This is a genomic window from Myroides sp. LJL115 (assembly GCF_054871665.1).
Genome location: NZ_JBTXLS010000015.1, coordinates 1 through 26,893 on the forward strand (window position 1 = coordinate 1; position 26,893 = coordinate 26,893).

General features: G+C 33.9%; 22 protein-coding genes. 18 read left to right on the plus strand and 4 right to left on the minus strand.

Translation table 11 applies throughout. The annotated features are described in order from the left end of the window. Positions 1 to 129: 129 nt before the first annotated feature. Positions 130 to 1,026, minus strand: a complete 897-nt coding sequence (locus ACYSNX_RS05530) for a lysophospholipid acyltransferase family protein (protein WP_461753688.1) — start codon at positions 1,024 to 1,026, stop codon at positions 130 to 132. 95 nt (positions 1,027 to 1,121) lie between these two features. On the opposite strand from ACYSNX_RS05530, the gene ACYSNX_RS05535 reads away from it, so the two are divergent. Together ACYSNX_RS05535 and ACYSNX_RS05540 are read left to right on the plus strand one after the other, a co-directional pair. Beyond that, positions 1,122 to 1,769 carry a rhomboid family intramembrane serine protease gene (locus ACYSNX_RS05535; RefSeq protein WP_461753689.1) on the plus strand — a complete coding sequence of 216 codons (648 nt, stop codon included), beginning with the start codon at positions 1,122 to 1,124 and terminating at the stop codon, positions 1,767 to 1,769. Between the two features lie 146 nt (positions 1,770 to 1,915). Then, entirely contained in the window at positions 1,916 to 2,611 is a 696-nt protein-coding gene (locus tag ACYSNX_RS05540) for an SIMPL domain-containing protein (protein ID WP_461753690.1), read from the plus strand. 96 nt (positions 2,612 to 2,707) lie between these two features. Here ACYSNX_RS05540 and ACYSNX_RS05545 read toward each other — a convergent pair whose 3' ends face one another. Together ACYSNX_RS05545 and ACYSNX_RS05550 are read right to left on the minus strand one after the other, a co-directional pair. Then, positions 2,708 to 4,399: an acyl-CoA synthetase gene (locus ACYSNX_RS05545; protein WP_461753691.1), complete on the minus strand. Its 1,692-nt coding sequence runs from the start codon at positions 4,397 to 4,399 to the stop codon at positions 2,708 to 2,710. Positions 4,400 to 4,708: 309 nt separating this feature from the next. Beyond that, positions 4,709 to 5,677 carry an aminodeoxychorismate synthase component I gene (locus ACYSNX_RS05550; RefSeq protein ID WP_461753692.1) on the minus strand — a complete coding sequence of 323 codons (969 nt, stop codon included), beginning with the start codon at positions 5,675 to 5,677 and terminating at the stop codon, positions 4,709 to 4,711. 42 nt (positions 5,678 to 5,719) lie between these two features. On the opposite strand from ACYSNX_RS05550, the gene ACYSNX_RS05555 reads away from it, so the two are divergent. From ACYSNX_RS05555 to ACYSNX_RS05595, 9 genes are all read left to right on the plus strand, one after another. Further along, on the plus strand, positions 5,720 to 6,301 hold the full coding sequence (locus ACYSNX_RS05555) for an anthranilate synthase component II (RefSeq protein WP_461753693.1): 582 nt from the start codon (positions 5,720 to 5,722) through the stop codon (positions 6,299 to 6,301). Positions 6,302 to 6,482: 181 nt separating this feature from the next. Next, complete coding sequence (mdtD, locus tag ACYSNX_RS05560) at positions 6,483 to 7,892, plus strand: multidrug transporter subunit MdtD (protein WP_461753694.1); 1,410 nt, start codon at positions 6,483 to 6,485, stop codon at positions 7,890 to 7,892. 599 nt (positions 7,893 to 8,491) lie between these two features. Beyond that, positions 8,492 to 9,145 (plus strand): succinate dehydrogenase cytochrome b subunit, encoded by a 654-nt coding sequence (locus ACYSNX_RS05565; RefSeq protein ID WP_461753695.1) that lies wholly within the window; start codon positions 8,492 to 8,494, stop codon positions 9,143 to 9,145. Between the two features lie 8 nt (positions 9,146 to 9,153). Further along, a complete protein-coding gene (locus tag ACYSNX_RS05570) occupies positions 9,154 to 11,073 on the plus strand; it encodes a fumarate reductase/succinate dehydrogenase flavoprotein subunit (RefSeq protein ID WP_461753696.1) in 1,920 nt (639 codons plus the stop codon). 8 nt (positions 11,074 to 11,081) lie between these two features. Beyond that, positions 11,082 to 11,834 (plus strand): succinate dehydrogenase/fumarate reductase iron-sulfur subunit, encoded by a 753-nt coding sequence (locus tag ACYSNX_RS05575; RefSeq protein WP_461753697.1) that lies wholly within the window; start codon positions 11,082 to 11,084, stop codon positions 11,832 to 11,834. 3 nt (positions 11,835 to 11,837) lie between these two features. Next, a complete protein-coding gene (locus tag ACYSNX_RS05580; protein WP_461753698.1) occupies positions 11,838 to 13,025 on the plus strand; it encodes a porin in 1,188 nt (395 codons plus the stop codon). Positions 13,026 to 13,043: 18 nt separating this feature from the next. Then, on the plus strand, positions 13,044 to 14,474 hold the full coding sequence (locus ACYSNX_RS05585) for an anion permease (RefSeq protein WP_461753699.1): 1,431 nt from the start codon (positions 13,044 to 13,046) through the stop codon (positions 14,472 to 14,474). 85 nt (positions 14,475 to 14,559) lie between these two features. Next, positions 14,560 to 15,867 carry a cryptochrome/photolyase family protein gene (locus ACYSNX_RS05590; RefSeq protein ID WP_461753700.1) on the plus strand — a complete coding sequence of 436 codons (1,308 nt, stop codon included), beginning with the start codon at positions 14,560 to 14,562 and terminating at the stop codon, positions 15,865 to 15,867. An 81-nt stretch (positions 15,868 to 15,948) separates the two neighbouring features. Then, positions 15,949 to 16,980, plus strand: a complete 1,032-nt coding sequence (locus ACYSNX_RS05595; protein ID WP_461753732.1) for a linear amide C-N hydrolase — start codon at positions 15,949 to 15,951, stop codon at positions 16,978 to 16,980. 74 nt (positions 16,981 to 17,054) lie between these two features. On the opposite strand, the gene ACYSNX_RS05600 is transcribed toward ACYSNX_RS05595, so the two are convergent. Next, positions 17,055 to 18,536: a catalase gene (locus tag ACYSNX_RS05600; RefSeq protein WP_461753701.1), complete on the minus strand. Its 1,482-nt coding sequence runs from the start codon at positions 18,534 to 18,536 to the stop codon at positions 17,055 to 17,057. 437 nt (positions 18,537 to 18,973) lie between these two features. On the opposite strand from ACYSNX_RS05600, the gene ACYSNX_RS05605 reads away from it, so the two are divergent. The 7 genes from ACYSNX_RS05605 (at position 18,974) to ACYSNX_RS05635 (ending at position 26,842) form a co-directional block, all read left to right on the plus strand. Then, positions 18,974 to 19,612: a hypothetical protein gene (locus tag ACYSNX_RS05605; RefSeq protein ID WP_461753702.1), complete on the plus strand. Its 639-nt coding sequence runs from the start codon at positions 18,974 to 18,976 to the stop codon at positions 19,610 to 19,612. Then, positions 19,600 to 20,295, plus strand: a complete 696-nt coding sequence (locus tag ACYSNX_RS05610; RefSeq protein ID WP_461753703.1) for a DUF4328 domain-containing protein — start codon at positions 19,600 to 19,602, stop codon at positions 20,293 to 20,295. The genes ACYSNX_RS05605 and ACYSNX_RS05610 overlap by 13 nt, the downstream gene beginning before the upstream one ends. 82 nt (positions 20,296 to 20,377) lie before the next feature. Next, entirely contained in the window at positions 20,378 to 20,704 is a 327-nt protein-coding gene (locus ACYSNX_RS05615) for a DMT family transporter (RefSeq protein ID WP_461753704.1), read from the plus strand. Between the two features lie 186 nt (positions 20,705 to 20,890). Further along, a complete protein-coding gene (pdxY, locus tag ACYSNX_RS05620; protein WP_461753705.1) occupies positions 20,891 to 21,727 on the plus strand; it encodes a pyridoxal kinase in 837 nt (278 codons plus the stop codon). A 434-nt stretch (positions 21,728 to 22,161) separates the two neighbouring features. Continuing rightward, positions 22,162 to 24,591: a hypothetical protein gene (locus ACYSNX_RS05625; RefSeq protein WP_461753706.1), complete on the plus strand. Its 2,430-nt coding sequence runs from the start codon at positions 22,162 to 22,164 to the stop codon at positions 24,589 to 24,591. Positions 24,592 to 24,626: 35 nt separating this feature from the next. Beyond that, a complete protein-coding gene (locus ACYSNX_RS05630; RefSeq protein ID WP_461753707.1) occupies positions 24,627 to 25,919 on the plus strand; it encodes a gliding motility-associated C-terminal domain-containing protein in 1,293 nt (430 codons plus the stop codon). Positions 25,920 to 25,930: 11 nt separating this feature from the next. Further along, a complete protein-coding gene (locus ACYSNX_RS05635) occupies positions 25,931 to 26,842 on the plus strand; it encodes a PorP/SprF family type IX secretion system membrane protein (protein ID WP_461753708.1) in 912 nt (303 codons plus the stop codon). Positions 26,843 to 26,893 lie beyond the last annotated feature (51 nt).

A 26,893-nucleotide genomic window follows, 5' to 3' on the forward strand; every position in this document is an offset into this window, starting at 1 on the left:
GCTATACTTCTATACATGACATCTACTTAAAAGTATCGTAAAGTTAAGAACCGCCTTGGTACGGATCCGTATGCCAGGTGGTGTGAGAGGTCGGCTGAAGAAATAATCTTCAGCCTCCTACTCGATTATTTATAAATTAGCTGGTTTATTTCCAGCGTGTTTCCAACGCTTATGTGTCCAAAAATACAACTCAGGTCTGTTTCGGATTTGCTTTTCTACCTCTTGGAAAAAACGTCTAGATAATTCGTAATTAGGAATACTTGAGACATCTTCTGCTTCTTTGGTCAAAGGAATAAAAGTACACTGGTAATATCCTCTTTTTTCTTGATTTACTTCTAAGTAATAAGGTACCATACCAAACTTCTTACATAGTGCTTCTCCTCCTGTGAAAATAGGAACTTCAATACCCATAAACTCTTGCCAACAGTTGGATTTTCCAATCATTGGAGATTGGTCACTAATAAAGGCATATAAACCTTTATTACCCTCTACTTCATTTTTTCTAATTACTCGTATAGTTTCTCTCATTTCTACTACTTTAGAACCAAAACGAGTTCTAATTCGAGCTATTAATCGATCAAAATAAGGATTGTTTATTTGCTTGTAAACTGCAAAACCTTGCAGATCTATAACACTATTCAAAATAGTAAGCCATTCCCAGTTTGCATAATGGGCGCAAAATAAGGTAACACTCTTTCCTTGTTGTTCAACTTGGTGAATTTCTTCTAGATTAGTAAAGGTATATCTTTTTGACATTTGCTTTTTTGAGATGCTCATTGGCTTGATAGTCTCTAAGAATATATCACAAAGGTGTCTGAAAAATTTCTTTTCTATTTGCTTTACTCTTTCCAAGGAAAGTTCGGGCATAGTCATTTGTATATTTTTTCTAACCGTTTTTTTACGGTATCCTATAACATAATATATAAGGATATAAAGACAATCCGATACAAAGTAAAATAAAGGGAAAGGTAATATAGAAATTAGCCACAATATTGGATAAGCAATTAGATAAGTTAAATATTTCATACTAGAGATTTTGTGCAAATATAGGCCTTGGAGTTTATTTTAAATAATTTTTAAAACGAATAGTTAGAAACATTGCTTAATTTTGAAAAAAAAACATGGATGATATTTCTTTTTTAGTTCTGTTAATTATGGGAATCAGCGCTTTAGTTACCTATAAGGGCTTACAGGATTATTCTTTCTTTTCTAAATATTGCTTCGATATGTCTGCTTTAAGACAAGGACAATATTACCGTATGATTACATCGGGATTTTTACATGTAGATTGGATGCACTTTTTATTCAATATGATTACGCTGTATTTTTTCGCAGATATTGTACTAATGCAAGTGGGCCCTGCTTATTTTGCCTTAATTTATATGGCAAGTATGGTCTTAGGAAACTTAATAACCTATCAAATCTATTACAATACCTTAAACTATAGGGCAGTAGGAGCTTCTGGGGCTGTAATGGGGGTTTTGTACGCCTCTATTATGATGTTTCCAGATATGACCATAGGGGTGTTTTTTATTATTCCAATGCCTAGTTATTTATTTGCTATTTTGTATTTGTTTTATTCGGTTTATGGTATGAAAAACAAAGGGGACAGCATAGGGCATTCTGCTCATATTGGGGGTGCTTTGGGTGGTTTGATTTTAATTATTGCGAAGTTTCCATTTTTATTAACCCAACAATTATGGCTAGTAGGCTTGATGATTTTACCAATTGCAATCTTAATGTATTTATATAAAGCAAGAAAAATATAGCTTCACTTCAGTTAGGTTGTCTTTTTTACTTTTGCCTACTAAGCTTCTAATTCTTTTTTATACAGAGGACTAATTGTATTTTAATAGTGTTTTAACATAAGGGTTGGGATTATTTAAATATCTTTAGAATAAATAAAATTATTACTATGAAAAAATGGAGTTTACTTTTCTTGGCTTTTATCAGCCTAACTACAACGGCTATGATGGCCCAAAATACTTCTACTATGCCAGTTAGTAGTGTTTCAGTTTCAGGAAGTGGTAAAGTATCAATTGTCCCAGATCAAGTGGTTCTTACTCTTGGAGTTATCAGTGAGGATGCAGATGCAAGTGTAGCTAAGACTCAAAATGATAAAGCTATTGCTAAAGTATTATTGTTTTTAAAATCGTTGAATATTCCAGTAAAAGATTACCAAACTAGAATGGTAGATTTGAATAGAAATCAAAACTATCAAACTAAAGAAATTACTTATGTTGCTTCTCAAGATATCGTAATTACTTTAAATGATATTAAACAATATGAGCCTCTTATTTTAGGAGCAATGAATCAAGGAGTTAATAGTATTTCTAATGTGACTTTCAAAACATCTAAGGCAAGTGAATTAGAAAGACAAGCAAGAGTATTAGCAGTGAAGGATGCCCAAACAAAAGCAAGCGATTACGCTAATGCACTTGGACAAAAACTAGGTAAAGCATTACAATTGCAAGAAGGAGGTAGTGATTATCGCCCTGCTCCAAGGTTGTATGCTATGAAAATGCAGAGTGCAGATGCTGTGGATCAAACCTTAGCTATTGGTGAGATAGAAATAAGTAGTTCTATTTCCGTGAGTTTTGAATTAAAATAAATAGGTTAACTATTTAAAATAAAAAACAGGATAATAAAAATACCCCAAGTAGTCTACTTTGGGGTATTTTATTATACTTTTATTTTTTAGATTAGATTACTTTACATAGTCAAACTCTAGAGAAACAGGTGTTTTTTGTGCTATTCTCTGTGCTTGTAAAGCGCGTAATTCTACTCTTTTTATCTTACCACTTATTGTTTTTGGTAGTTCCTCAACAAATTCAATTTTTCGAGGCATTTTATATGGTGCTAATAAAGATCTTGTGAAGTCAAAAAGCTCTTTGGCGAGTTCTTTACTAGGTGTATACTCTTTGTTTAAGATTACAAAAGCTTTCACCTCATATCCTTTTACAGGATGTGGACTAGCTACCACTGCAGATTCTACTACACTTGGGTGTTCTAAAAGAACACTTTCCACCTCAAAAGGGCCAATTCTATAATCCGATGCTTTAATTACATCATCATCTCTACCGATAAACCAAATGTATCCATCCGCATCTTTATAGGCCTTATCTCCAGTAAAGTAAACATTGTTTTTAAATACTTCTGCTTGTTTTTGCTTATCGTACATATATTCTTTAAATATACCATTGAGCTGTTTTGTATCTGTTCTTACACAAATGTTTCCTTCGTGATCTGCTGGTAATTCCTTTCCTTCATCATCTGCAATAATAATATCATATAAGAAGGTAGGTTTTCCCATAGAACCATATTTCACTGTTGCTCCTGGGTAATTAGCTACCATACAAGAACTCTCAGTTTGTCCAAAGCCATCTCTAACCAAAAGGCCAGTAGCATCTTTCCACTCTTCAATAATTTCTGGATTTAAAGGTTCTCCTGCTGCAACACATTGTCTTAGGCTAAACTTGAATTTTGATAAGTCCTCTTGTATAAAGAAGCGCAGCACTGTTGGTGGAGCACATAAAGTAGTTACTTTGTGTTTTTCAATTAAACTTAAGGTTGTTTTAGCATCAAATCGATTAGTGGTATGGAAGGCAAAAATAGTGGCTCCTACATTCCATGGTGCAAATAAACTGCTCCAAGCAAATTTACCCCATCCAGGTTGAGAGATATTATAATGAATATCGTCTTTAGTTACTCCAATCCATGCCGAAGTAGTTAAGTGTCCTAAAGGTTGGCTTAAATGAGTATGGCATACAATCTTTGGCATTCCTGTAGTTCCAGAGGTAAAGAATAAAAATAGTACATCATCTGGTTTGGTATCTGCTGCTTTTGCGTGATCTTCTTCATTGTCAATTTCACTTAAGCTATACCAACCCTCTCTTTGCCCATCTACAATGATTTTTACTGGAATCTCTATTCCTGCTTGGGCTTGAGCTTGATCAATTTTCTCCACATTATCGGAATCTGCTAAAATAACTTTTGGTTGAATTTTTTCAAAGCGATAGGCAAGGTCTTGCACCCCTAAAATACTAGCAGCAGGGGATAGTCTATAACCGGCTTTAATACAAGCTAGGTGGGTAACCCAATTTATACGTTGTAGCATCATTTGGGTTAATACAACATCTTGTTGCTTAATGCCTTTTGAACGTAAAAAGTTAATTAATTTATTATAACGCTTATATAGCGTTAAAAAAGAATAATGATGAGTCGTTTCTCCATCTGTCCATAAAAGGGCTGTTTTTTCTGGTGACTCCTTTACATGAATGTCTTCAAATACTTCTGTTACCCAGTTAAAATACTCTGGTTTTACAATTTTCAGATCATGTAGAGCCTGATAATTTTCTTGTTTCAGTAATTCACCGATGTTTTTATATAAATCTTTCATTTAGTTGGTTTTTGGTTTTAGAAATATACATAAAACAAAACATAGATAAAAAAACAAAAGCCTTTACTTGTTAATATTTAACAATTAAAGGCAGTGTGTTGATTTAAATAAAGTATCAATATTGTAATATATTAGAAGATAATATAATTAATTACATATTTTTATCTTTACTTTTTTAATAAAAACATATTTGAAGGTGTTTATTAAGGGTGAAATATAAAAAAATGTAAAAAATATAAATTCTGCTTTATTTAGCCCTTTACTTTACCTTAGCCAGGTCAATTACTTTGTTAATTCCTGTAAAAAGAGCTAAAAGGGGATGTAGATTTTTTGTAATAGTTCTTGATATTCCTTATCACATTGACTATCTAGAGTAATTCCACCGCCGCTTTTGTAATAAAACTGCTCTTTATCCTGTTGTATAAAACGAATCATTACACCACTATCTAAACTCTCTCCATTAAAAATGCCACATACCCCGGTATAAAACCCTCTATCGTATTGCTCTACATCTTGTATGATTTCTTGGGTTTTTTGTTTTGGTGACCCTGTAATAGATCCAGCTGGTAGAAGGGCATTGAAAATATCCCCAATGTTTTGTTGCCAATTTTCTTGTAACTGTGTGCTTATTTTTGAACTCATCTGTAAAATTGGCCCTTTTGAAGTGGAAATCGGATCTAAATATGCAAAGCGTTCTACTTTAGTGTTTTGCCCAACAATACTTAAGTCATTTCGAATTAAATCCACAATAGTATAATGTTCTGCTTTCTCTTTAGGGTCGTTTAAAAGGATTCCTTTGGCATTTTCAATAGTAGCATCTATGGTGCCTTTCATTGGAAAACACTCCATGATATTTTTGTGTATTTGTATAAAGGTCTCTGGTGAAAAACAAGTGAAATTCTCTTTTAGATAGACTCTATATCTAGCCTTTGTTTGAGAATATACATCAAGTAAACTTCCCTTTAAGTCAATAGAGGTTTGAATAGTTAAATTAGTTAAGTAACTATTACCTAGTTTTAGCTGGTCTTGTATTTTATCAAATTTTTCCTTGTAGCTTTCAAAGGACAAAGGATATGCTTTTAAAGAGGGAGTAAGTGCAGACTTAGTTACCTTTTTATTGGTAACTCCTTGGAAATCGAATAAAATTTCATCTGCATTAACTTCATCTAAGGGAAGTACAATATTGTTTTGTCCCTTATAATCCAAAATAAAAATAAAAGGTATTCTTGCCTTTCCAAGTTCATTCATTTTGTGGATAGTTGTATCTTTGATGCTCATTACAGATTTTGAATTTAGAGTTCAAAAATACAAAAATACTTTATGAGCAAAGCAAAGCAAATTGTTATAATCGACAATCAAGATTCTTTTACCTATAATTTACATCAAATTTTTGTGCAACATCCCCTTTGTCAAGTAAAGGTACTTTCAAGTAAGGGATTAAAGGTAGAAGATCTACAGGATTTTGATCAAATTGTTTTATCTCCAGGGCCTGATGTACCAACAGCTTATCCTATTTTGTTTGATGTTATTGGGCGTTATAAAAAAGACAAGCCTATTTTGGGAGTTTGCCTAGGACATCAGTGTATTGCGCAATACTTTGGAGCCGATTTACGGAATTTAGCTCATCCCTTACATGGACAAAGAATCGAACTATCTTATATAGACCAAGAGAATATTTTATTCCAAGACATTCAAAAGCCATGTTACGTAGGACTTTATCACTCTTGGGCAGTAAGTAAAGAGAATTTACCCCATGCATTATCCATTACTGCTTTAAGTGAGCAAGGGGTTATTATGGGCTTAGCCCATAAAGAGTACAATATTTGTGGTATTCAATTTCACCCAGAATCTTATATGAGTAATCAAGGTGTAGAGATGATTCACAATTGGATAGAACAATAATGAAAAAACACGACACTTGAGAACTACTTTAGAGAAAGATCCCCTAAAAGAAGTTTTATAGGCTAGTTAAATTTCTTAACTTAGTGGGTATTACTAAATGTATTAGGGTTATTATCCGTGAAAAAAATATTTAGTTAACTAATTTGGTTTATCCTTTTTCATATCTAAAAACAACGTATAAATGAAAGTTGAAGTAATACAAGATCCCAAGATACGCAAGTATTTACCATGGTTAGGAGCATTGGCTATTTTTATGCAAGCCTTAGATGGAACTATTCTAAATACAGGTTTACCTTCTATTGCTAAGAGTTTGGGAGAATCACCTTTACAGATGCAAAGTATTATTGTATCCTACACTTTAACAGTGGCGTTGCTTATTCCCCTTAGTGGTTGGTTAGCCGATAGGTATGGAACAAAACGAGTTTTTATTACAGCTGTGGTTCTCTTTAGTCTTGGTTCCTTGTTTTGTAGTTTCTCTCAGACCCTAAATCAATTAATACTCTCGAGAATTATTCAAGCTGTAGGAGGGTCAATGATGGTGCCAGTGGCCCGGTTAACCCTTATATATGCTTATCCCAAAGATCAACTCTTAGGGGTAATTAACTTTATCACTATCCCAGCTTTAATTGGTCCTATGTTAGGTCCAACAGCGGGAGGTTTTTTGGTAGAGAAATTATCCTGGCATTGGATCTTCTTAATTAATGTGCCTGTTGGTATTATAGCTGTTATAGTGGCCAACAAAATAATTCCAAATTACACTAATAACGTAAAGAAATTTGACCTGTTCGGTTGGATTTTAGTAAGCGCAGCCTTAACTAGTATAACCTTATTAATTGAAAGATGGAATTCCAATTATATGTCAGGATCCACCATAGCTTTGTTATTATGTGTTAGTATTATTGCCATTGTAGCATATGTATATCACGCTAAGAAGTCTTCTAGTCCACTTATACAACTGAGTTTATTTAAGATAGATACCTTAAGGGTGGGCTTAATAGGTAATTTAATAACCCGTTTCGGTATAGGAGGGATGCCTTTTATGATTCCTTTACTTTTGCAAATAGGTTTTGGTTATTCCCCTTTTTATGCTGGACTAATGATGATTCCCCAGGCTTTATCTAATTTGGTATGTAGAAATTTTGTGGTACCAATTGTAAAGAAATATGGGTATCGTACTACTTTAATTACCAATACAATTTTGGTGGGCGTTCTAATTAGTTTATTCTTTTTTATAGACGCTTCCACTCCATATTGGGTGATTATTCTTTTAATGATTGGAAATGGAGGTTTTAATGCCATTCAGTTTACTTCTATGAATACAATATCATTAGCAGATTTGGATAATGAGACCTCAAGTGATGGTAATAGTCTTTTATCGGTAACCCAGCAATTAGCAATTAGTTTAGGGATTTCATTAGCGGCAATGTTTTTACTTGTTTTTCAACAAAGTGCTATTGGACATGGAGACCAAAATATTGCTGTATTTAGATATACATTCTTAGTAATGGGAGTAATGACTATTTTATCTAGTGGCATTTTCTTTCGTTTAAAAAGCAATGCAGGGGCAAGTATGTCTGGGAAAGACTTATAAGTTTGACCGCGCCATGGTCTAATATAGATATTTGGCGTATAGGAACTTTAGTATACATTACCTATAGGGTGTTTAGCTATTTGCTAGACACCCTAATTATTTATATTCTGTTTTAAAATACAAAAATGTAGCTAACAGAATTGCTGTAAATTCCTGTTTTCTAGTTATAGGATGTCTTCTTTGGATAGGTGGGCACCCTAGGTCTTGTTTTATTTTAGTAAATACCAAAAAATATCTTAACAAATTTGCTTCTTTTTAGAACTTTAACTCTACTATTGAAAATCATATAGTATACTTTATTGTATTGTCTTTTAGGTAGATATGGCTTTTTGTGGAAGAAATTAAGCTATTCTAGAAGTTTAAACTCTATTTAGAATTGTTATTTTTAATTAATTTATTTAACAAAACAACATTTATAATACTTTATGTTATCAAAAATTAATAAATTTAACTTATTAAATTTGATAAAAATATACTAATAAGTGCTGTTTTATTAGTTTTTAGCGTTACTAAGAAAATAAAAAATGTTAAAATCACCCTAGTTGAAACAGAATTAATAAGGCTGAAAAGCGAGTATTTATATTTTAAACCATGTACAGATGAACACACTAACACGCAAGCTAATAATGGCTGCTACCGGATTATTCTTGGTGTTTTTCCTACTAATACACTTTTTAGGAAATACCCAGTTGTTTTTAGAACCTGAACAAGCAAGAGAGAGCTTTAATGCTTATTCTGCTTTTTTATCTGGAAACCCTTTAATTAAAGTGGTTTCTTACGTTCTATATTTATCCATTATTTTTCATGCTATTTACGCTTTAATAATTACCATGAAAAATAAGAAAAGCGGAGGGAATTACAAGAAGGACGAAAGACAAAAAGCTAGTAAATGGGCTAGTAGAAATATGGGAGTACTAGGTACTATTGTATTGATATTTATTGTTCTGCATTTTCAAAATTTTTGGTACCAATATAAATTTGGTCAAGTAGGCTTAGATGCCAATGGGCATAAAGACTTATATGAAGTAGTTATTACTGCTTTTTCCCAAGGTTGGTTAGTTGTTGTTTATGTTGTTGCTATGGTAGCCTTGTGTTATCACTTAATACATGGTATTAATAGTGGTATTCGAACACTAGGACTTTTTAATCCAAAATTTGTTCGATGGACAAAAGCGTTTGCTTTAGTTTATTCCATAGTTATTTGCTTAGGCTTTGCCTTAATGCCTGTTTATATTTATTTCACCCAAAATTAGTTGATGCAATGAAGTTAGATCCAAAAATTCCAGTAGGACCACTAGAAGATAAATGGTCCAATTATAAAAAAACCGCTCGTTTGGTAAATCCAGCTAACCGTAAAAAGCTAGATGTAATTGTTGTAGGAACTGGCCTAGCGGGTAGTTCCCTAGCAGCTTCTTTAGGTGAAATGGGTTATAATGTAAAATCTTTTTGTTTTCAAGACTCTGCCCGTCGTGCGCACTCTGTAGCTGCACAAGGAGGGGTTAATGCGGCAAAGAATTATAAAAACGATGGGGATAGTGTATATCGTATGTTCGTCGATACTTTAAAAGGAGGGGACTTTAGATCACGTGAGGCAAGTGTGTACCGCTTAGCAGAATGTTCGGTGAACTTAATTGACCAAGCAGTAGCTCAAGGAGTACCTTTTGGTAGAGAGTATGGAGGATATTTAAATAATCGATCTTTTGGTGGGGTACAAGTGAGTCGTACCTTTTACGCAAGGGGACAAACCGGACAACAATTACTTTTAGGAAGCTACCAGGCTTTAATGAGACAAGTAGAGAAAAAGACTGTTAAAATGTATACTTGCCATGAGATGTTAGATTTAGTGGTAGTAGATGGAAAGGCAAAGGGTATTATTGTTAGAAACCTTGAAACAGGAGAAATTGAAAAACACGCAGCCAATGCAGTTGTTTTAGCCACTGGTGGATTCGGTAAAATATATTACTTATCTACTTTAGCTATGGGATGTAACGGATCTGCAATTTGGAGAGCCCATAAAAAAGGAGCTTATTTTGCAAGTCCTAGTTGGACACAGATCCACCCAACTTCTTTACCTCAAAGTGGGGATTACCAATCTAAATTAACCCTAATGAGTGAATCGTTGAGAAATGACGGACGTATTTGGGTGCCTTTAGATGCAAATGATACGAGAAAAGCAAATGATATACCAGAGAATGAAAGAGACTATTACTTAGAGAGACGTTATCCAGCTTTTGGTAACCTAGCTCCTAGGGATATTTCCTCTCGTGCAGCTAAAGAAAGAATTGACGCAGGTCATGGAGTAGGGGCTTTAAAAAATGCGGTATACTTAGACTTCTCTAAAGCTATTAAAGAACAAGGTAAGGATAAGATTAAAGAAAAGTATGGTAACCTTTTTACCATGTATCAAAAAATTACGGATATAGATGCTTATAAAGAGCCTATGATGATTTCTCCAGCAGCTCACTTTTCTATGGGCGGTTTATGGGTAGATTATGAATTGCAAACCACTATACCAGGACTTTTTGCCCTTGGTGAGGCTAATTTTGCTGATCATGGTGCCAATAGACTTGGTGCTAACTCTTTGCTTCAAGCATGTGTAGATGGTTATTTTATTGCTCCTTACACTATTGCTAATTATTTAGCTGAAGATTTAAAGACTGAAAAAGTAACGGTGGATAATCCAGCTTTTGAAATTTCATTGAAGCAAACCCAGGAAAAATTAGATCATTTATTACAAATTAATGGAACTAAGACAGTGGATTATTTCCATAAAAAACTTGGGAAGTTATTGTATGACTACTGCGGATTAGCACGTAATAAAGAAGGTCTTGAATATGCCATTGAAGAGATTAAAAAGTTAAAAGAAGAGTTTTATAAAGATGTAAAAGTACCCGGTAGTACCTTAGGTATGAATAGTGAATTAGAGAAAGCTGGCCGAGTAGCAGATTACCTTGAAATAGGAGTATTAATGTGTTATGATGCTTTAACTAGAGAGGAGTCTTGTGGCGCTCATTTCAGAGAGGAATACCAAACCCCGGATGGAGAAGCGATGAGAAATGATAAGGACTTCCAGTTTATCTCTGCTTGGGAATGGCCAGGAGAACAAGCTCAAACTCCTATTTTAAACAAGGAGGAGTTAAAATTTGAATTCGTACAACCAACTATCCGTAGTTATAAATAATTGAGATTATGAAGTTGCATTTAAAAGTTTGGAGACAAGACAATCGCAATACACCAGGTAAATTAGTAGACTATACTTTAGACAATGTTAATACACATATGTCCTTTTTAGAGATGTTAGATACTTTAAATGATCAGTTAATTTTACAGGATCAAGCACCGGTTGAGTTTGATCACGATTGTAGAGAAGGAATCTGTGGGCAATGTGGTGTTGTTATTAACGGTCAAGCCCATGGTCCATTAAAAAATACTACTACATGTCAATTGCATATGAGAGAGTTTAAAGATGGAGAAACTATATTAATTGAGCCTTTTAGAGCGGAAGGATTCCCAATCAAAAAAGACTTAAAAGTAGACAGATCCGCTTTTGATAGAATTATTTCCTCTGGAGGATATGTATCGGTAAATACCGGACAAGCTCCTGAGGCAAATAGCATCCCAGTTTCTCACCAAACGGCAGAGGCAGCATTTGATTCCGCAGCTTGTATTGGATGTGGAGCTTGTGTGGCTACATGTAAGAATGGTAGTGCTGCATTATTTACCTCTGCTAAGATTACCCAAATGGCAATCTTACCTCAAGGTAAAGAAGAAAGAGATAATAGAGCTTTGAAGATGATTCATCAAATGGATCTAGAGGATTTTGGACACTGTTCTAATACAGAAGCATGTGAGGTGAAATGTCCACAGGGCATCTCTGTATTGAATATTGCGAGAATGAATTACGAATACAATCGAACCAACTTTTTTAAGTTTAAAAAGTAAGTTATGAAAATCATCAACAAAAAATTCTTCCAGGGAGTTGTAGTAGTAAGTGCTTTTTTGTTTAGTGCTTACGGCTACAGTAAAGATAAAATTATTGAAAACGATACCATTAAGATTTTCGAAGATGTGGTTGTTTTAAATGACCCGGAGCAAAAATATCCCAAATTTAAGGTTGGAGGGGTCTTTCAAGCAAGATTCTTAGACAATACAAAAAAAGGAGTGGACATTGATGGATTACAACACTCAAGTGGTGATGTAGTGAGTAATTCCTTTGATATTAAACGTATGCGCGTTTCTTTAAATGCGCGATTATCAGAGAATTTAGAGGTGGTAGCTTTAGCTAACTTTGCAGATTTTAAGAATGACACCAAGACAAAAGTATTGGAAAATGCTTATGCAAAGTATACCGTAAATCGTTATTTACAATTTACGGTAGGGCAGTTTAGACCACTTTTTGGATTAGAAGATACTTATTCTGTGGATATTGTAAAGAGTATTGATTACTCGAACTCCTACTATATGTTCGGTTCCAATGGTTGGCAAAGTTTCCAAATAGGAGCTGCTGTATCAGGTAGTGTGGATTTAGGTAAAGTTCCCCTTAGTTATGGTATTTCTGTAACTAACGGAAATGGAAAAAACACCACCGATAATGACAATGGGAAGAATTACTCTACTCGATTATTATTTCTTTTAGACAAGAAATTAAACTTTAGTGTTGGAGCAAGTGGTGGTTTAGGAGAGACTCATAAAGAGAGTATTTACGCCGCTGGTGTGGAGGCTAGTATTACGGTACCAATTGCAGATCGTTGGAGTGTAGAGATTCAAAGTGAAGCTAAACAAGGTACCAATCACAATATGTATTTTGCCACTGCGCCAGAGAATCGCTTAGGAAAGCTAGATGATTATATAATGAAGGGGTTTTATGTTCTTCCTAACTTTCGTTATGAGCTAGGGCATAAATACTTTCAGGCAATCGAATTTGCAATGCGCTACGAGTATTTAGATGCTAATTCTAAGTTGGATTCTAATCCAAGACAAACTTGGGTACCGATGCTTAGTTTAGAGTTCTTGAAGAATTACGGTGCTAGAATTCAAATAGGAATGCAAATCGATAATTATAAGAAAAATATCAAAGATACAAAGACCTATAATTCGAATCTTGCCTTTGTACAATTCCAATGCCGATTATAATCATAGAAACACAATGTCATGAAAGAAATCAATATACGTAATTTAGTAATTACTGCGATAATTGGAATATTATTGTGGTTTTGTCCTCAACCACAGGGAGTAAGCCCAGATGCATGGCATTTATTTGCCATCTTTGTTAGTACCATTATTGGTATTATCTTAAAGGCAGCTCCTATGGGTACTATGTGTATGTTAGCAGTTGCTTTAACCGCGTTTTTCCAATTATTAGCCCCTGGTAATCCAGGTAAGAGTATTGCTCTTAGTTTAAGAGGATTTGGTGATAAAGTAATTTGGCTTATTGGAATCTCTTTCTTTATTGCTAGAGGTTTTATTAAAACAGGTTTAGGTAATCGGATTGCTTATTTGTTTATTCGTGGTTTTGGAAAAAGCACTCTAGGACTTGCATATGGTTTAGGTTTAGCCGATTTAGTATTAGCTCCAGCTATTCCAAGTAACACTGCAAGAGGAGGAGGTATTATATATCCTATTATGAAGTCAATGGCTTTGAACTTTGGGTCAGATCCTTCCAAACCAGAAACCCATAGAAAGTTAGGCTCCTACCTCACGCTTAACTCTTATTATATGAATCTTATTACCTCATCTATGTTCTTAACAGGAACGGCTTCTAATCCAATGTGTCAGAAGTTTGCTGCGGATTTAGGGGTAAATATAAGTTGGATGAGTTGGGCTGCGGCAGGTTTTGTTCCTGGGATGGTTGCCTTTATTATAACGCCCATTGTTCTTTATAAAATATTTCCACCGGAACTTAAAAAAACCCAAGATGCTCCAAAATTGGCGGCAGAGAAATTAAAAGAAATGGGTAAATTAACTATCCAAGAAATTTTAATGCTAATTACCTTTGTTATCCTACTTTGCTTATGGATTACTGGAGATTTATTTAGTATTGATGCAACTACTACAGCTTTTATTGGTTTAACTATCCTTTTATTAACTTCTGTATTAACATGGGAGGATGTCAAAAGTGAGAAAAGTGCTTGGGATACTATCGTGTGGTTTGCTGTTCTAGTAATGATGGCTAGTTCATTAAATGAACTTGGTTTTATTGGATGGTTCAGCGAATTGGTACAATCGAAAATGGGTGGTATTGATTGGCATTATGCCTTCCCAATATTAGTTGGAGTGTATTTCTTTTCCCATTATTTCTTTGCAAGTGCAACAGCCCATGTGGCAGCAATGTATGCAGCTTTATTAGGAGTAGGGATTACCTTAGGTGTACCTCCTTTATTATTGGCATTAATGCTTGGATTTATGGGATCTATTTATGGAACTCTAACCCATTATGGACATGGGCCAGCACCGGTTTATTTCGGAAGTGGATATGTGGAACTAAAGGCATGGTGGTCTTATGGACTTATCATTGGAGTAATGCTTTTGGGAATTTACTTTATTGTAGGTACTTCATGGATGAGTTTAATTGGCGATTTTTAATTTTTTTACTTAAATTCGATCTCTAAATAGTATGATTACACCGGTTTGTTATACAACTAATCGGTGTTTTTTTTTGTAAATAGGTATGAGAAAAGAAAAGGTATGCGTTGTGTGGCTAGAGAGAAATTTGCGTTTACAGGATAATTATGCTTTGTTTGAAGCGGTTAAAACAGGCCATAAAGTAGTGTTTTTATATATTTTTGACCCCGAAATATTAGAGGAGTTTTCTTTGAAGGATGATAGAAGAATTAGTTACATCCATTATCACTTAACGCAGATAAACCAAACATTAAATGGTTTTGGAGCCAATATAATTGTTATGCATCAAAGTGTTTTTAAGAGCTTTGAAGATTTACAAAACCACTTTGATATTCAACAAGTTTTTGCTGTAAGAGATTATGAGCCAAAAAGAATAAAACGCAATGAAGTATTAAGGGGTTTTTTAAATAGTAAAGGTATTGGGATTCGTTTTTTATGCGATCGTATTTTAATAGAGGTAGACCAAATTGTAAAAAAGGATTCTACTGCCTATAAAGTATATGGCCACTATGCTAAAGCTTATAAAAAAGAGTTAGCTCATAGGCAAATTAAAAACTATAAAGTAGAATTATCCAGGGACTTGCTTTTAGTAGATTTCCCATGGGAGTTACCTAGTTTACAAGAGTTAGGGTTTATTGCTAGCCAGAGGGTTTTTGCTAAAATCACTTTGGAACCAGAAATTTTAAAAGAGTATGCTCAAAGTCGCGATATACCTGCTTTAGATGCAACTTCCCATATAGGTATTGCCTTGGTATATGGCACCCTAAGTATAAGAGAGTGTTTCTCCTATGCCTTAAAATATAGTTCTGTATGGTTAGATCAATTAATTTGGAGGGAGTTTTTTATTCAAATCCTTTATCATTTTCCTTTAGTAGAATTAAATTGTTTTAAAGACAAGTACCAAGGAATTGTTTGGCGTAATAATTTGGAGGAATTTGAACTTTGGTGCCAAGGAAAAACGGGGTATCCTTTAGTTGATGCAGGTATACGAGAACTACGTGCTACAGGGTTTATGCAAAATAGGGTCAGAATGGTGGTGGCTAGTTTTTTATGCAAACATTTATTAATTGACTATCGTTGGGGAGAGGCTTTTTTTGCTCAATATCTAATGGATTATGAGTTAGCTAGTAACAATGGGAATTGGCAGTGGTGTAGCTCAACTGGTTGTGACTCTGTACCTTATTTTAGAATATTTAACCCTACTTTACAAGCAAAACGGTTTGATCCAGATAATACTTATATAGAAAAATGGGTACCAGAGGCTTTCACTAAGGATTACTGTTTGCCAATAGTTGATCACCAAGAGGCTAGATTAAGGGCTATTCAATGCTATAAAAATGTTATAATACCTTAGTAATTGTTAAAATTTCAGTATCTTTATAGGGTGTTAACCAAAAAAAGTCTAGCAATGAGAAAAGGGGTAAAGAGTTTAGCAATGGTTGCTTTAACTGCAATAGCTCTTGGTACTTGGCAAGAATCAGATGCCTGTACTAGAGTAGTTTATAAAGGTCCAAAGAATACGAATATAACAGCTCGTTCTATGGATTGGAAGGATGATATCGTGCCAAATATGTGGGTATTTCCTCGTGGAATGCAAAGAAATGGAGTAGTAGGTAAGGCTTCTGCTCAGTGGACAGCTAAATATGGAAGTGTGGTAGTATCTGCCTTTGATATTGCCACTGCAGATGGAATGAATGAAAAAGGACTAGTTTCTAATATTTTATGGTTAGAAGAATCTATTTATCCTACTTATAATCCAAATGGAAACCAAAAGGGAATTTCCTTGGCTATTTGGGCGCAATATGTCTTAGATAATTATGCTACTGTTAAAGAAGCAGTAGAGGATTTGCAAGCTAATCCAGTAATTGTTGTAACAGATAATACCCCTGGAAGAGATTCATTGGCTACTGTTCACTTATCTATTTCAGATGCAAGTGGAGACAATGCTATTTTTGAATACATTGATGGAAAATTAGTGATTTACCATAGTCCAGACTATACGGTACTTACAAACTCACCTACTTATGATAAGCAATTAGCTGTTCGAGGTTATTGGGATTACTTACCAGGAAATAAAGTATTACCAGGAACGGGAAGATCAGAAGACCGTTTTGTTCGTGCAGACTATTATGCTACTGCAGTAGAACAAAGTGATAATGCTAAAATTGCCGTAGGTGCTGCTTTTAGTATTATTAGAAACTGTTCGGTACCTTATGGAGTTCACATTGATGGTCAACCTAACTTATCTTCCACTAAATGGAGAACAGTAGCAGACCAAAAGAACCTAGTGTATTATTATGAGGATCCACTTTCTTTAACGCCTATTTGGTTAGACTTTAATGAATTAGATTTTAGTGAAAAAGCTAAAGTTAAAAAAATAAATCTTGCTAATAGTCCTATGATTGCAGGTAATAGCAAAGATAAATTAATAACGGCTAAGCCTTTTGAATTCTTAGGAATCCAATAAAGAAGAACTAATATAAAAAAAAGCTGTAGAAAGATTTCTACAGCTTTTTTTATTATGTTTTATAAATGAGTTCATTAGGATTTAGAAAACTTAGTAGTATCAAAGTTTAATCCTTTAGCAATTCTCATTCCTAACTCTAAATCAGCTCTAAACCAGTGACATAATTGACGAGCGATGATCTCATCTCTTTTCTCACTGCCGATTCCACTCATTGCTCCAACAATGTTGTTTATTGTATTTGTCTTATCCTGTTCACTCATTAGGCGGTATAAATTACCTGGTTGAGTAAAGAAGTCATTATCATAGGTATTATCCACATTGAAGCGATCCGCTACTACATTGCTTCCTAAAGACATTGCAGGCTCAGCGTAGTTTGGATCTTCATAAAGATCATCAAAGCTATTTGGTGAATAGTTAGGTTTGCTTCCGCTATTACCATCTACACGCATATAACCATCTCTTTGGTAAGTGTTAACCATAAATGGGCAACGGTTTACTGGAATTTGCTCGTAGTTAGCACCTAAACGATATCTTTGGGCATCTGGATAGGCTAGAATTCTACCTTGTAACATTTTATCTGGAGAGAATCCAATTCCATCAATAATATGCGCAGGAGCAAAGGCTGCTTGCTCTACATCTTGGAAGTAGTTCTCTGGATTTCTATTTAATTCTAAAACTCCCACATCAATTAATGGAAAATCTTTATGTGGCCAAACTTTAGTAACATCGAAAGGATTAGTTGATGCTTTGCTAGCTTGTTCTAAAGTCATTACTTGGATTTTTAAATTCCATTTAGGGAAGTTACCTTCTTTAATGTTCTCATATAAATCACGTTGTGCAAAGTCCATATCTTTGGCTCTCATTTGCTCTGCCTCAGGACCTGTTAAGTTCTTGATTCCCTGTGCTGTTTTGAAGTGGAATTTCACATATACTACCTCATTGTCTTTATTGATCATTGAGAAAGTATGGCTACCATATCCATTCATATGTCTATATCCATAAGGAGTACCACGGTCACTCATAAGGATTAAAACTTGGTGTAAGCTCTCTGGAGTTAAAGACCAATAATCCCATACCATTGTTGGGTCTTTTAAGTTAGTTCCAGGGTTCCTTTTTTGAGTATGAATAAAATCCGGGAATTTTTTAGCATCTCTAACAAAGAATACAGGAGTATTGTTTCCAACAAGGTCCCAGTTTCCATCCTCTGTATAGAATTTCAATGCAAATCCGCGTGGATCTCTTTCTGAATCTGCTGATCCTTTTTCTCCTCCAACTGTTGAAAAGCGCAAAAATACATCTGTTTTTTTACCAACTTCACTGAAAAGTTTTGCTTTAGTATAAGCAGTTATATCATTTGTAACTGTAAATGTTCCAAATGCTCCTGAACCCTTAGCATGTACAATTCTCTCTGGAATTCTTTCTCTATTAAAATGAGCAAGTTTTTCATGAAGTAAGTAATCCTCTAATAAAACAGGACCTCTTTCTCCAGCTGTTAATGAAGTTTCATGGTCATTGTAGGGTCTTCCCGAAGCAGTAGTCAATCTTTGGTTTTTCATCTTATAAATTGTTTTTGATAGTTATTGCTATACTTACAAACTTAGCCCTTTTTTACCTACGTTATTCTTAAACAGATAATTATCTATTTATAATACTATAAGGTAAACTTATTACTTAAAGCCATTGCTTTGTATAAATAAGCTAAATGGCCTCTTACACCAAGGCTATAAGCTTAAAGATACAATAAATTTATAATTGAAAGGAGGTTTTTATGGCCTTGGCTCTAGACTTAAAAGTATTTTAGTAACTATTTCGTTAAAGTACCGATTTTGTAATCAAATTAAGGATATAGTGGCTGTAAAATACTTAACTTGTAGCTTATATATAGGAAAGGAACTTTTCTAACTATCTAGAGAAATAGATATATAATTTAATGCTATTTTTTAGTACAACAGCAATTTTAGTAATCTGGTAGTAAAGTAATAATTTGAAACTAATGAAAAAACAAAGCAAAGGAAATAAGTGTTTACTATTTTTATGGCTCTTTAGCTTAATTAGTGTAAGTGGTTTTAGCCAAGAAAAGCAGAGCTTCGCCCAGAAATTAGGGCAATTAATGGAGCTAGTAACCAGCCAAGAGGTGGATACCCTGAAGGTGGAGTCCCTTTTAACTACTTTAGTGGATCCTAATGGTAACCCTATGGAAATGGCAAAGATGGACTATAGTATTTACCCCAAGTTTGCAGGAGAGAAGCTGTACTATATCCCATATAAGCAAAAAAGTCAGGATCGCTTTTCTATAGAGCGTTTAACTAATGGTAAAGATGTGCTATATTCCATAGAGTTTTATTTAGATTCCAATTATACATTAAAGGATGCTAAGGTAAGTTACAAGCAAGAGGATTACTTTTATAATTGTAATTTACAACAGTTTCAAGACTTATGTACCCAAGCAATGACTTATTCTCGAGGCGTTGCTAATTTAGAAGATACTACTGTGCTTAGTTGCGTGTATATTAATCCAAAAAGCAAAAAACGATTAATGTACTGGGTGGTTCTTCAAAATCCTATTGGAGATAAGGAATCCAATGGCATTGTTCAAATTAAAATTCAAGATGCAAGATTATGGCAAAAGTAATCTATAAGGTTCCTACGTTAATATTGGATTTCTTAGTTCGATTGTTAGCTCTTTTATGTCTTTTACAACTCTTTGGTTTGCTCAATTATTCTATCATGCATTATATTATTATTGATAATATATTCCAGGGAGTATCTTATTCGACAAGAGAATTAGAACAGTTTCAAAGAGTGGGAAGTATACTAAAACAGATAGGATTTATTATTTATATAGGTTTTATTATTACTTTTTTGGCATGGTTCTTTTTAGCATATAAGAAGCTCTCTGTTATCAATCCATCTATGAAAGTACCTGTTTACTGGAGTGTACTATTGTGGTTTGTTCCATTGATGAATCTAATTTTTCCCTTAGCACTTGTCAAGAGATTATTCTTAGGTTTACAAACCTTCCACCATATAAAGTATGATAGATATTATAAGAGGTTTTCTACAAGGATAATAAACCTGTGGTGGTTATGCGTTTTACTATTTGTTAGTTTGGAATTTCTTACGATTTTATTCTACAAGAACCTTATATCTATTAATATATCTAATATTGTGATTTGTAAATACTTAATAGGATTTGTTGGGATGTTTCTTTGGTATATTATCCTAGGGGATTTTATAGAGTTATCTAAGAAGATATATAACAATAAAGCCATGTTGTTTAATGGTAAATCAGGTATATTTAAAAATCCATTCTAAGTTATTCTGTTTTTTTTTAAAAACGGGCGTTGTTATAAAATTTATATAGATATTTGCCCTACATTTTTTAAAAAGAATTAAAATGAATTGGATATTACTTATTTTAGGTGGTCTATTTGAAGTAGGGTTTACATTTTGTCTTGGTAAAGCTAAAGAAGCCCAGGGAAATGAAGCCGTTGCCTGGTATATTGGTTTTGCTATTGCACTTGTAGGAAGTATGGCTTTACTAATCAAGGCTACACAAACTTTACCTTTAGGAACTGCTTACGCAGTATGGACAGGGATAGGTGCTGTTGGAACGGTTATAATGGGCATTATCTTCTTTAAAGATCCTGCATCTTTTTGGAGATTGTTCTTTATCTTCACACTTATTGGATCTATCGTAGGATTAAAATTCGTATCTAACTAAAAAATATTTTTAGTTCAATCTACATAAAAAAAGCTGTGACAACAGCTTTTTTTTGTTGTAATATCAAGGAAATAGTTTGTGTTTACTAGTAATTAACTGGCCTTATTTTTATCTTTGTTTGCTTTGGAACTTGGCCTTTGTTATAGCTGTATACTTCCATAGTTACTAACACTCAAAAAAACACTTATGCAACAAAATAGTATCATCTCTATACAAAGCTTGGTTTCTTATGGTTATGTAGGAAATAGTATTGCAAGCTTTGCTATTCGCTTACATGGTATAGAGGTTGTTATTTTACCAACTGTACTGCTTTCTACACACGCAGAAGATAATGTCTATTATGGGGAGGTAATTACTCCGGAATTGTTTTCTCTACTTATTAAAGGGGTGAAAGAAATTAATCTGTGCCAAAAGAGTAAATACTTAATAACAGGTTATATAAATACAAAGGAATTAATAGATATTAGTAGCTCGTTTATAAAATACTATAAACAAGTGAACCCTACAGCCCTCTATGTATATGATCCAGTTTTTGGAGATACTAGGGCTAATGGATTATATATTGAAGAAGATGTAGCCCATTATTCTTTAGATCATCTATTGGAATTAGCAGATATTATTACTCCTAATCATTTCGAGGTAGAATTTATTTTACAGAGAAAGATTTCTACGCAGAAAGATTTACAACAGAGCGTTATATCGCATAGATTATTAAAGGATAAGACAATTGTACTTACTGGCGCGGTACTAGAGGATACACCTGAGGATACTTTGGAGGTCATTGTAGTTAGACAAGGTGAGATACATCGATTTAAAACTTCTTTTGTGCATTTACAGGCAGTGGGTACAGGAGATTTATTTGCCTCTGTTTTTACAAGTCAACTACATCAGGGAAAAGATATACTACAAGCCACTGAAAAAGCGGTAAGTTTTGTGACTCAAGTATTGTTAAATGTGCAGAAAAACAATGAGTTACAGCTTAGTTCAAAGGCTATTATGCAATCTCTTAGTTTTCTAGATTAGAACAAATACTTTATTATAATCCGTAAAAATCCACCCTATGGTTTGTTTTTGACAAATTATAGGGTGGATTTTTTTGTTTTAAGTGAACTTGTTTCCCATAAATGCTAGTAGACCCTATTGTAAATAGGCTAGATTTTGGATGGTAAAAGGTATAGAAAACTTAATTCAAGAGGTGTGATGGTGTTAATTAGTGTTTTAATCTAGTAGGGTATCTAAAGACGCCCTTTACAAGCCTTGTAGTATAATGCTCTAGTTTTTTAAAAGGTATGGTATTGGTTTTTAAAGGGTTAGGTAGAGGTATTAGGAGAGTATAGAAATACATGTAACTAGTTGAGTATTAGGTTTTTTAGTGGTTTTAATTTGCAATTTTACAATGTTGGCCTTTTTACTTGAAAAAGATCCAAGGTAAATCTAACTATCAAATTATTAAACCTATGAAATCAAAAAAAATCGTATGGGCATTATTATGCCTTGTTTTTCCTTTGTTGGGAAAAGCTCAAGTTGCAATTGGAACCAATCACCCTAATGCCTCTGCGGAGTTAATCTTAGAGTCCAATTCAAGAGGTTTTATTATGCCTCGAATAGCATTACATTCTTTGCAAGATACCCATAGTATAAAAGCTGGTAATATAGAAAGTCTTATTCTTTATAATACCACTTCTAATTCTGAGTTAAGTCCAGGATATTACTATTGGGCTTATGGTAAATGGAACAGAATTGCCCTTATTGAGGATATTCCTCTGATTGTAATTCAGGAATTAGAAAAAGTATTCACTAATACTGTCATTAAAGAGTTTCTATTGGAATTAATAGAAAAAACCAGTGGAAATGTATGGTTTAAAGACAATACGCTGTATTATAAAGATGAGCAGGATATAGAAAGGGAAATCAAATTGGAACAAGACTTAACTATTTTGTCCTATGATTCAGTTACAGGAGTGTTAGCCTTTTTGGATGAAAATAAAAATACTACTACACTAGATTTAAAACAAGTAGTAGAGGGATTTCAAGGAGTTTCCCTTTTAAAAGTAGATTATAAACAGGGGTTATTGCATTTTGAGGATCAAAATAACCAGGCTTCCACCATTGATTTAAAGCGCATTGTTTGGGATAATCAGAAAAAAACCTCTTTGGAAAATATGCAAAATGGGATATATACCTTTACTAATGAAGACTCTGAGACTACAACCATAGATGTTATATCGGATATTCAACGAGCTTTAGAGGATAAGAAGCCTATTTCTTTAGATAATGCTTTAAATAGCAAAATAGCTGAGCAACAAAGTCTTACTTCTTTACAACTTGATACTGTCAATAATATCTTACTATATAAAGACGAGCATAATAAAGTAAATAATGTAGATTTAAAGCCACTCTTAAAGGGAAGTTACGATGCTATTATCTTAGATACCATCACTTCCAAGCATGTTAAAATAAGCCAAAGGCTTGAAGATAACACCAAATATTACAGCCTTAATGTACCAATAGCCACCAAGCAAAGCCAAGGAGTTATTAAGCCTGGTGCGGGATTACAAATTGACCAAGAAGGAATTTTAGAGGTCGATTCCCAAGAGATTTCCTTAGAGGATCTCTCAGGTATACTAAGTTTAGATCAATTGGTAAAAGGAAACAAAGGACAGGTTTTATCGGTAAATAACGATGGAGATATAGCATGGCTAAATCAAAGCATAGACATAGAGAATTCTTTGGATTTAGAGGGAAATAAATTAGTTTCAAATGTACAAGGCACCAAAGCAAGTGTGGATCTAACTAGTAAGATAACCACAGATATGCTAAGGAATTTTGCAGTAACACGATTTAAGATAAGTAGTGATATTGCAGGGCCTGGCTTGATTAAAAACCCAAATACGGGGGTATTGGAAGTAGATTTTAAAGAAATTAAAGATAATCTAACTTATGGAAATATTAGTACAAATAGCCTTACTATTTTAGGAGATAGTGATGCTCTATTAGGAGATTTAGAGATAAACATTAAACACGGCTTAGCGAATCAGATACTAGTTACCAATAATTTTGGGAGCGGAGTAGAGTGGAGAGATAGTTCAAAATTATTATCCGACTTTAAAAATGAAATATCTTTTATTGATAATATCCTAAAAACTAAAGTCAATGAAGTAGAAGCTTGGGTTAATTTGACCAATAAAATCTCTAACAGCATGCTTAGAGATGAGTCAGTTTCTGTCCATAAATTAGACTTAGATTTTGTTGGGGAAGGTTTAAAGGTTAATTTCGAATCTAATAGTCTTGAAGTAGATATAAATAGAATAAGTGAGCACATTAAAAGGGGAGATATTCAATCAAAGACCTTAGAAGTTAAAAGGTCTAGTCAAGAAAATCCCAAGGATGTTCTCTTAGAAATTAAACCTGGAAAAGCTAATCAAGTTTTGATTACAAGTGCTGACGAAAGCGGGGTAGAATGGGTGAATGCTAATACCTTAATTTGCAAAGATACCTTTGCACAAACTACCCGTTTTACTCCAGGAACTACTGCTTTAAATAACCAGAGATTTAGTAGTGACTCAAAAAGTAGTAATAGCTTACAATGCAATGCAATTTTTATTTATCAGTATTCTTTTTCTGTTCTTCCAACCCAGCAAATCCAAGAAATTAATCTCTATAGCCTTTACCAAGAATCTTTTGGAACTCCTCTTATTCAAAGCAATACCCAGAGTACTGTGCAAGAGCTCAAAGCCTCCGAGATAGATTATTTTGTAACTAAAATGGATCAGGATTACTTGGAAGTTGTTTCACTCTCTAAAGAGGGAGTCTTGAGTTTTAAAGCAAAGGATAGTGCAAAGAAAAGTAGTGTAAGTTCCTTGAATTTAGTATTTCGTTTAAAATAATCCTTTCATTGTTTCATGTATTAATCCGGATTTTTATGATACAGATATATTCTCATAAATATATTCTTAGTCTATTTATGCTTCTATATACTTCATTGTCTATAGCGTATAATTGGCAAGAACAAGTTTCCCCTGCTTTGACTATAAATGGTTATTTGAGCATTGGGGCCCAAGGAGTGCTAAGCACTAGTTATAAGTTTGTTGGCTTGTCTGATGCACAAGTTTCTAGCAAAGGGGTCACCTATTTTTTTGATGATTTTCACAATGACGGTTTTTTTGAGAGCAATAGCGATAAGTCGCATAGTGTGTTTGAAAATATAAGGGAAGAATCTAAAATTATTTCTGGAGAGTCGATCTCTAAGTTTAACGATATTACCTGGAACTCTTTTGGAGATAGTGATGGCTTTACCCTTAAAAGTAACTTAGATGTTTATGGACAAATGGACTTTGTCCAAGGCATTATTTTTATGGATGAGGTTCAAAAAACTACCGACCATAGAACTTTAGGTGCAATTGCTGTAAATAATAAAAGTACTGCCTCAGGAGCAAATGATTTAAGTTATGTACAAGGAAGCATAGAGAAACATGGAAAGCATTCCTATACATTTCCAATTGGCGATAATAATTTATATCGCCCCCTTGTTATTGCTGCTGTAGACTGTCCCAAAGCTGCCTTTAAGGTTAAGTATGTTTATGGTGATCAAGATTTCTTTTCTACAAGAGAAAATAAAGCTAGTATCATTAAAAGTATAAATAACCAGGAATATTGGGTTATAGATAAAGACAAGAAGACTACTGGCGCGGTTTTTTTGAGCTTAAGTATAGACAAAAGAACTCTAGATACTACCGATAGTCTTGAGGCCTTATCTATAGTACAGTGGAATGAACTCCTAGGTATTTGGGAAGATAAAGGAGGTAAAGTAGAAAAAGATGGAGCATATATTGGGGCTAGCTTAAACTTAAGGCCACAGACTTCTGTTGTTACTCTTGCCTATGTGGATAAAGACCAACTTTTACCTGGGGATGTTTTAGTGTATAATTTTGTTTCTGCTAACCACGATGGTAAAAACGACTACCTCTATATTCAAAATATTCATAAGTACTCTTCTACTCAAGTGGAGATTTATGACCGTTGGGGAGTGAAAGTATTTGCAGTAAAGGATTATGATAAATACGCAGATGGAAGTACAAATGTATTTACAGGTATGCAAAATGGTAAGAAATTACCCTCTGGCACTTATTACTATGTACTAAAGTATCAATTGGGCCAAAAAGAGCAATACAGGATGATTACAAAATCTGGTAACCTTCATTTAGAAACGATTTAATACATAGAATTATGAAAAGGACTAGTTTGTTATCTCATTTTTTAGCTTTGTTACTAGCTGGGTTGGGATGTTGTTTACCTAGCTTTTCTCAAGAGGCTGGGGGGATTACCCAAACAGTGTATAATGCTTCGGTTTTTAATCCAGGTTTTATATATTTTAAGAATGGCCCTCATATTTTTGCAGGGTATAGCACCCAATGGGTTGGATTACAAGGGGCGCCAAAGTCTGTTGAACTTTCTGCTAATAGTCTGATTGGATATTCCGCTTTTGGTATGGGCTTAAATGTCGTACAAGAATCTATTGGTGTGATTGATCAGTTAGATGTAGCACTTAATTTATCTTATGGGGTGGAGCTAAGTTCTGGTTATGCTCTACGCATTGGTTTAAAGGCAGCTATGCAGCGAACGCAGATTAATTATAATGATCTCACTTTTTTAGATACTAGTGATCCTTATTGGGATCTAGGGCAGTTAAAAAAAATCAATCCCAATATTGGTTTGGGAGCTGTATTGGAAATGAACAGTGCATACATTGGGGTGTCTATTTTGGACTTAATACCTAATAAAGTATATCAAAATAAAGTGTTGCCTGTTTTAAAGAGAAGTCCTGTAATGTATATACATGGGGGATATGATTTTTATATTAATCCAAGCTTAAATCTTCTAGCTACAGGACTTTTAAAAATACATAGACCCTATACTTTAGGTTTTGAAGTAAATGGTATAGCTAGCTTTAAGCAAAGAATTGATTTAGGATTATCCTATCGTAATAAGTCTTCGATGGGTTTTTTAGCAGCCTATAGGCTTTCACCTAATTTGCTTTTAGGATATTCTTATACCATGTCTCTCAATAGCCTACACTCTTATAATGTAGGCTCTCATCAACTGTTTTTAACTTTAGATCTATTTAAAAAACCTTGGTAAGCACGCTAAAGGTCTTGAACAGATCTATTAAAAGAGGTCTTCACCTAGTAG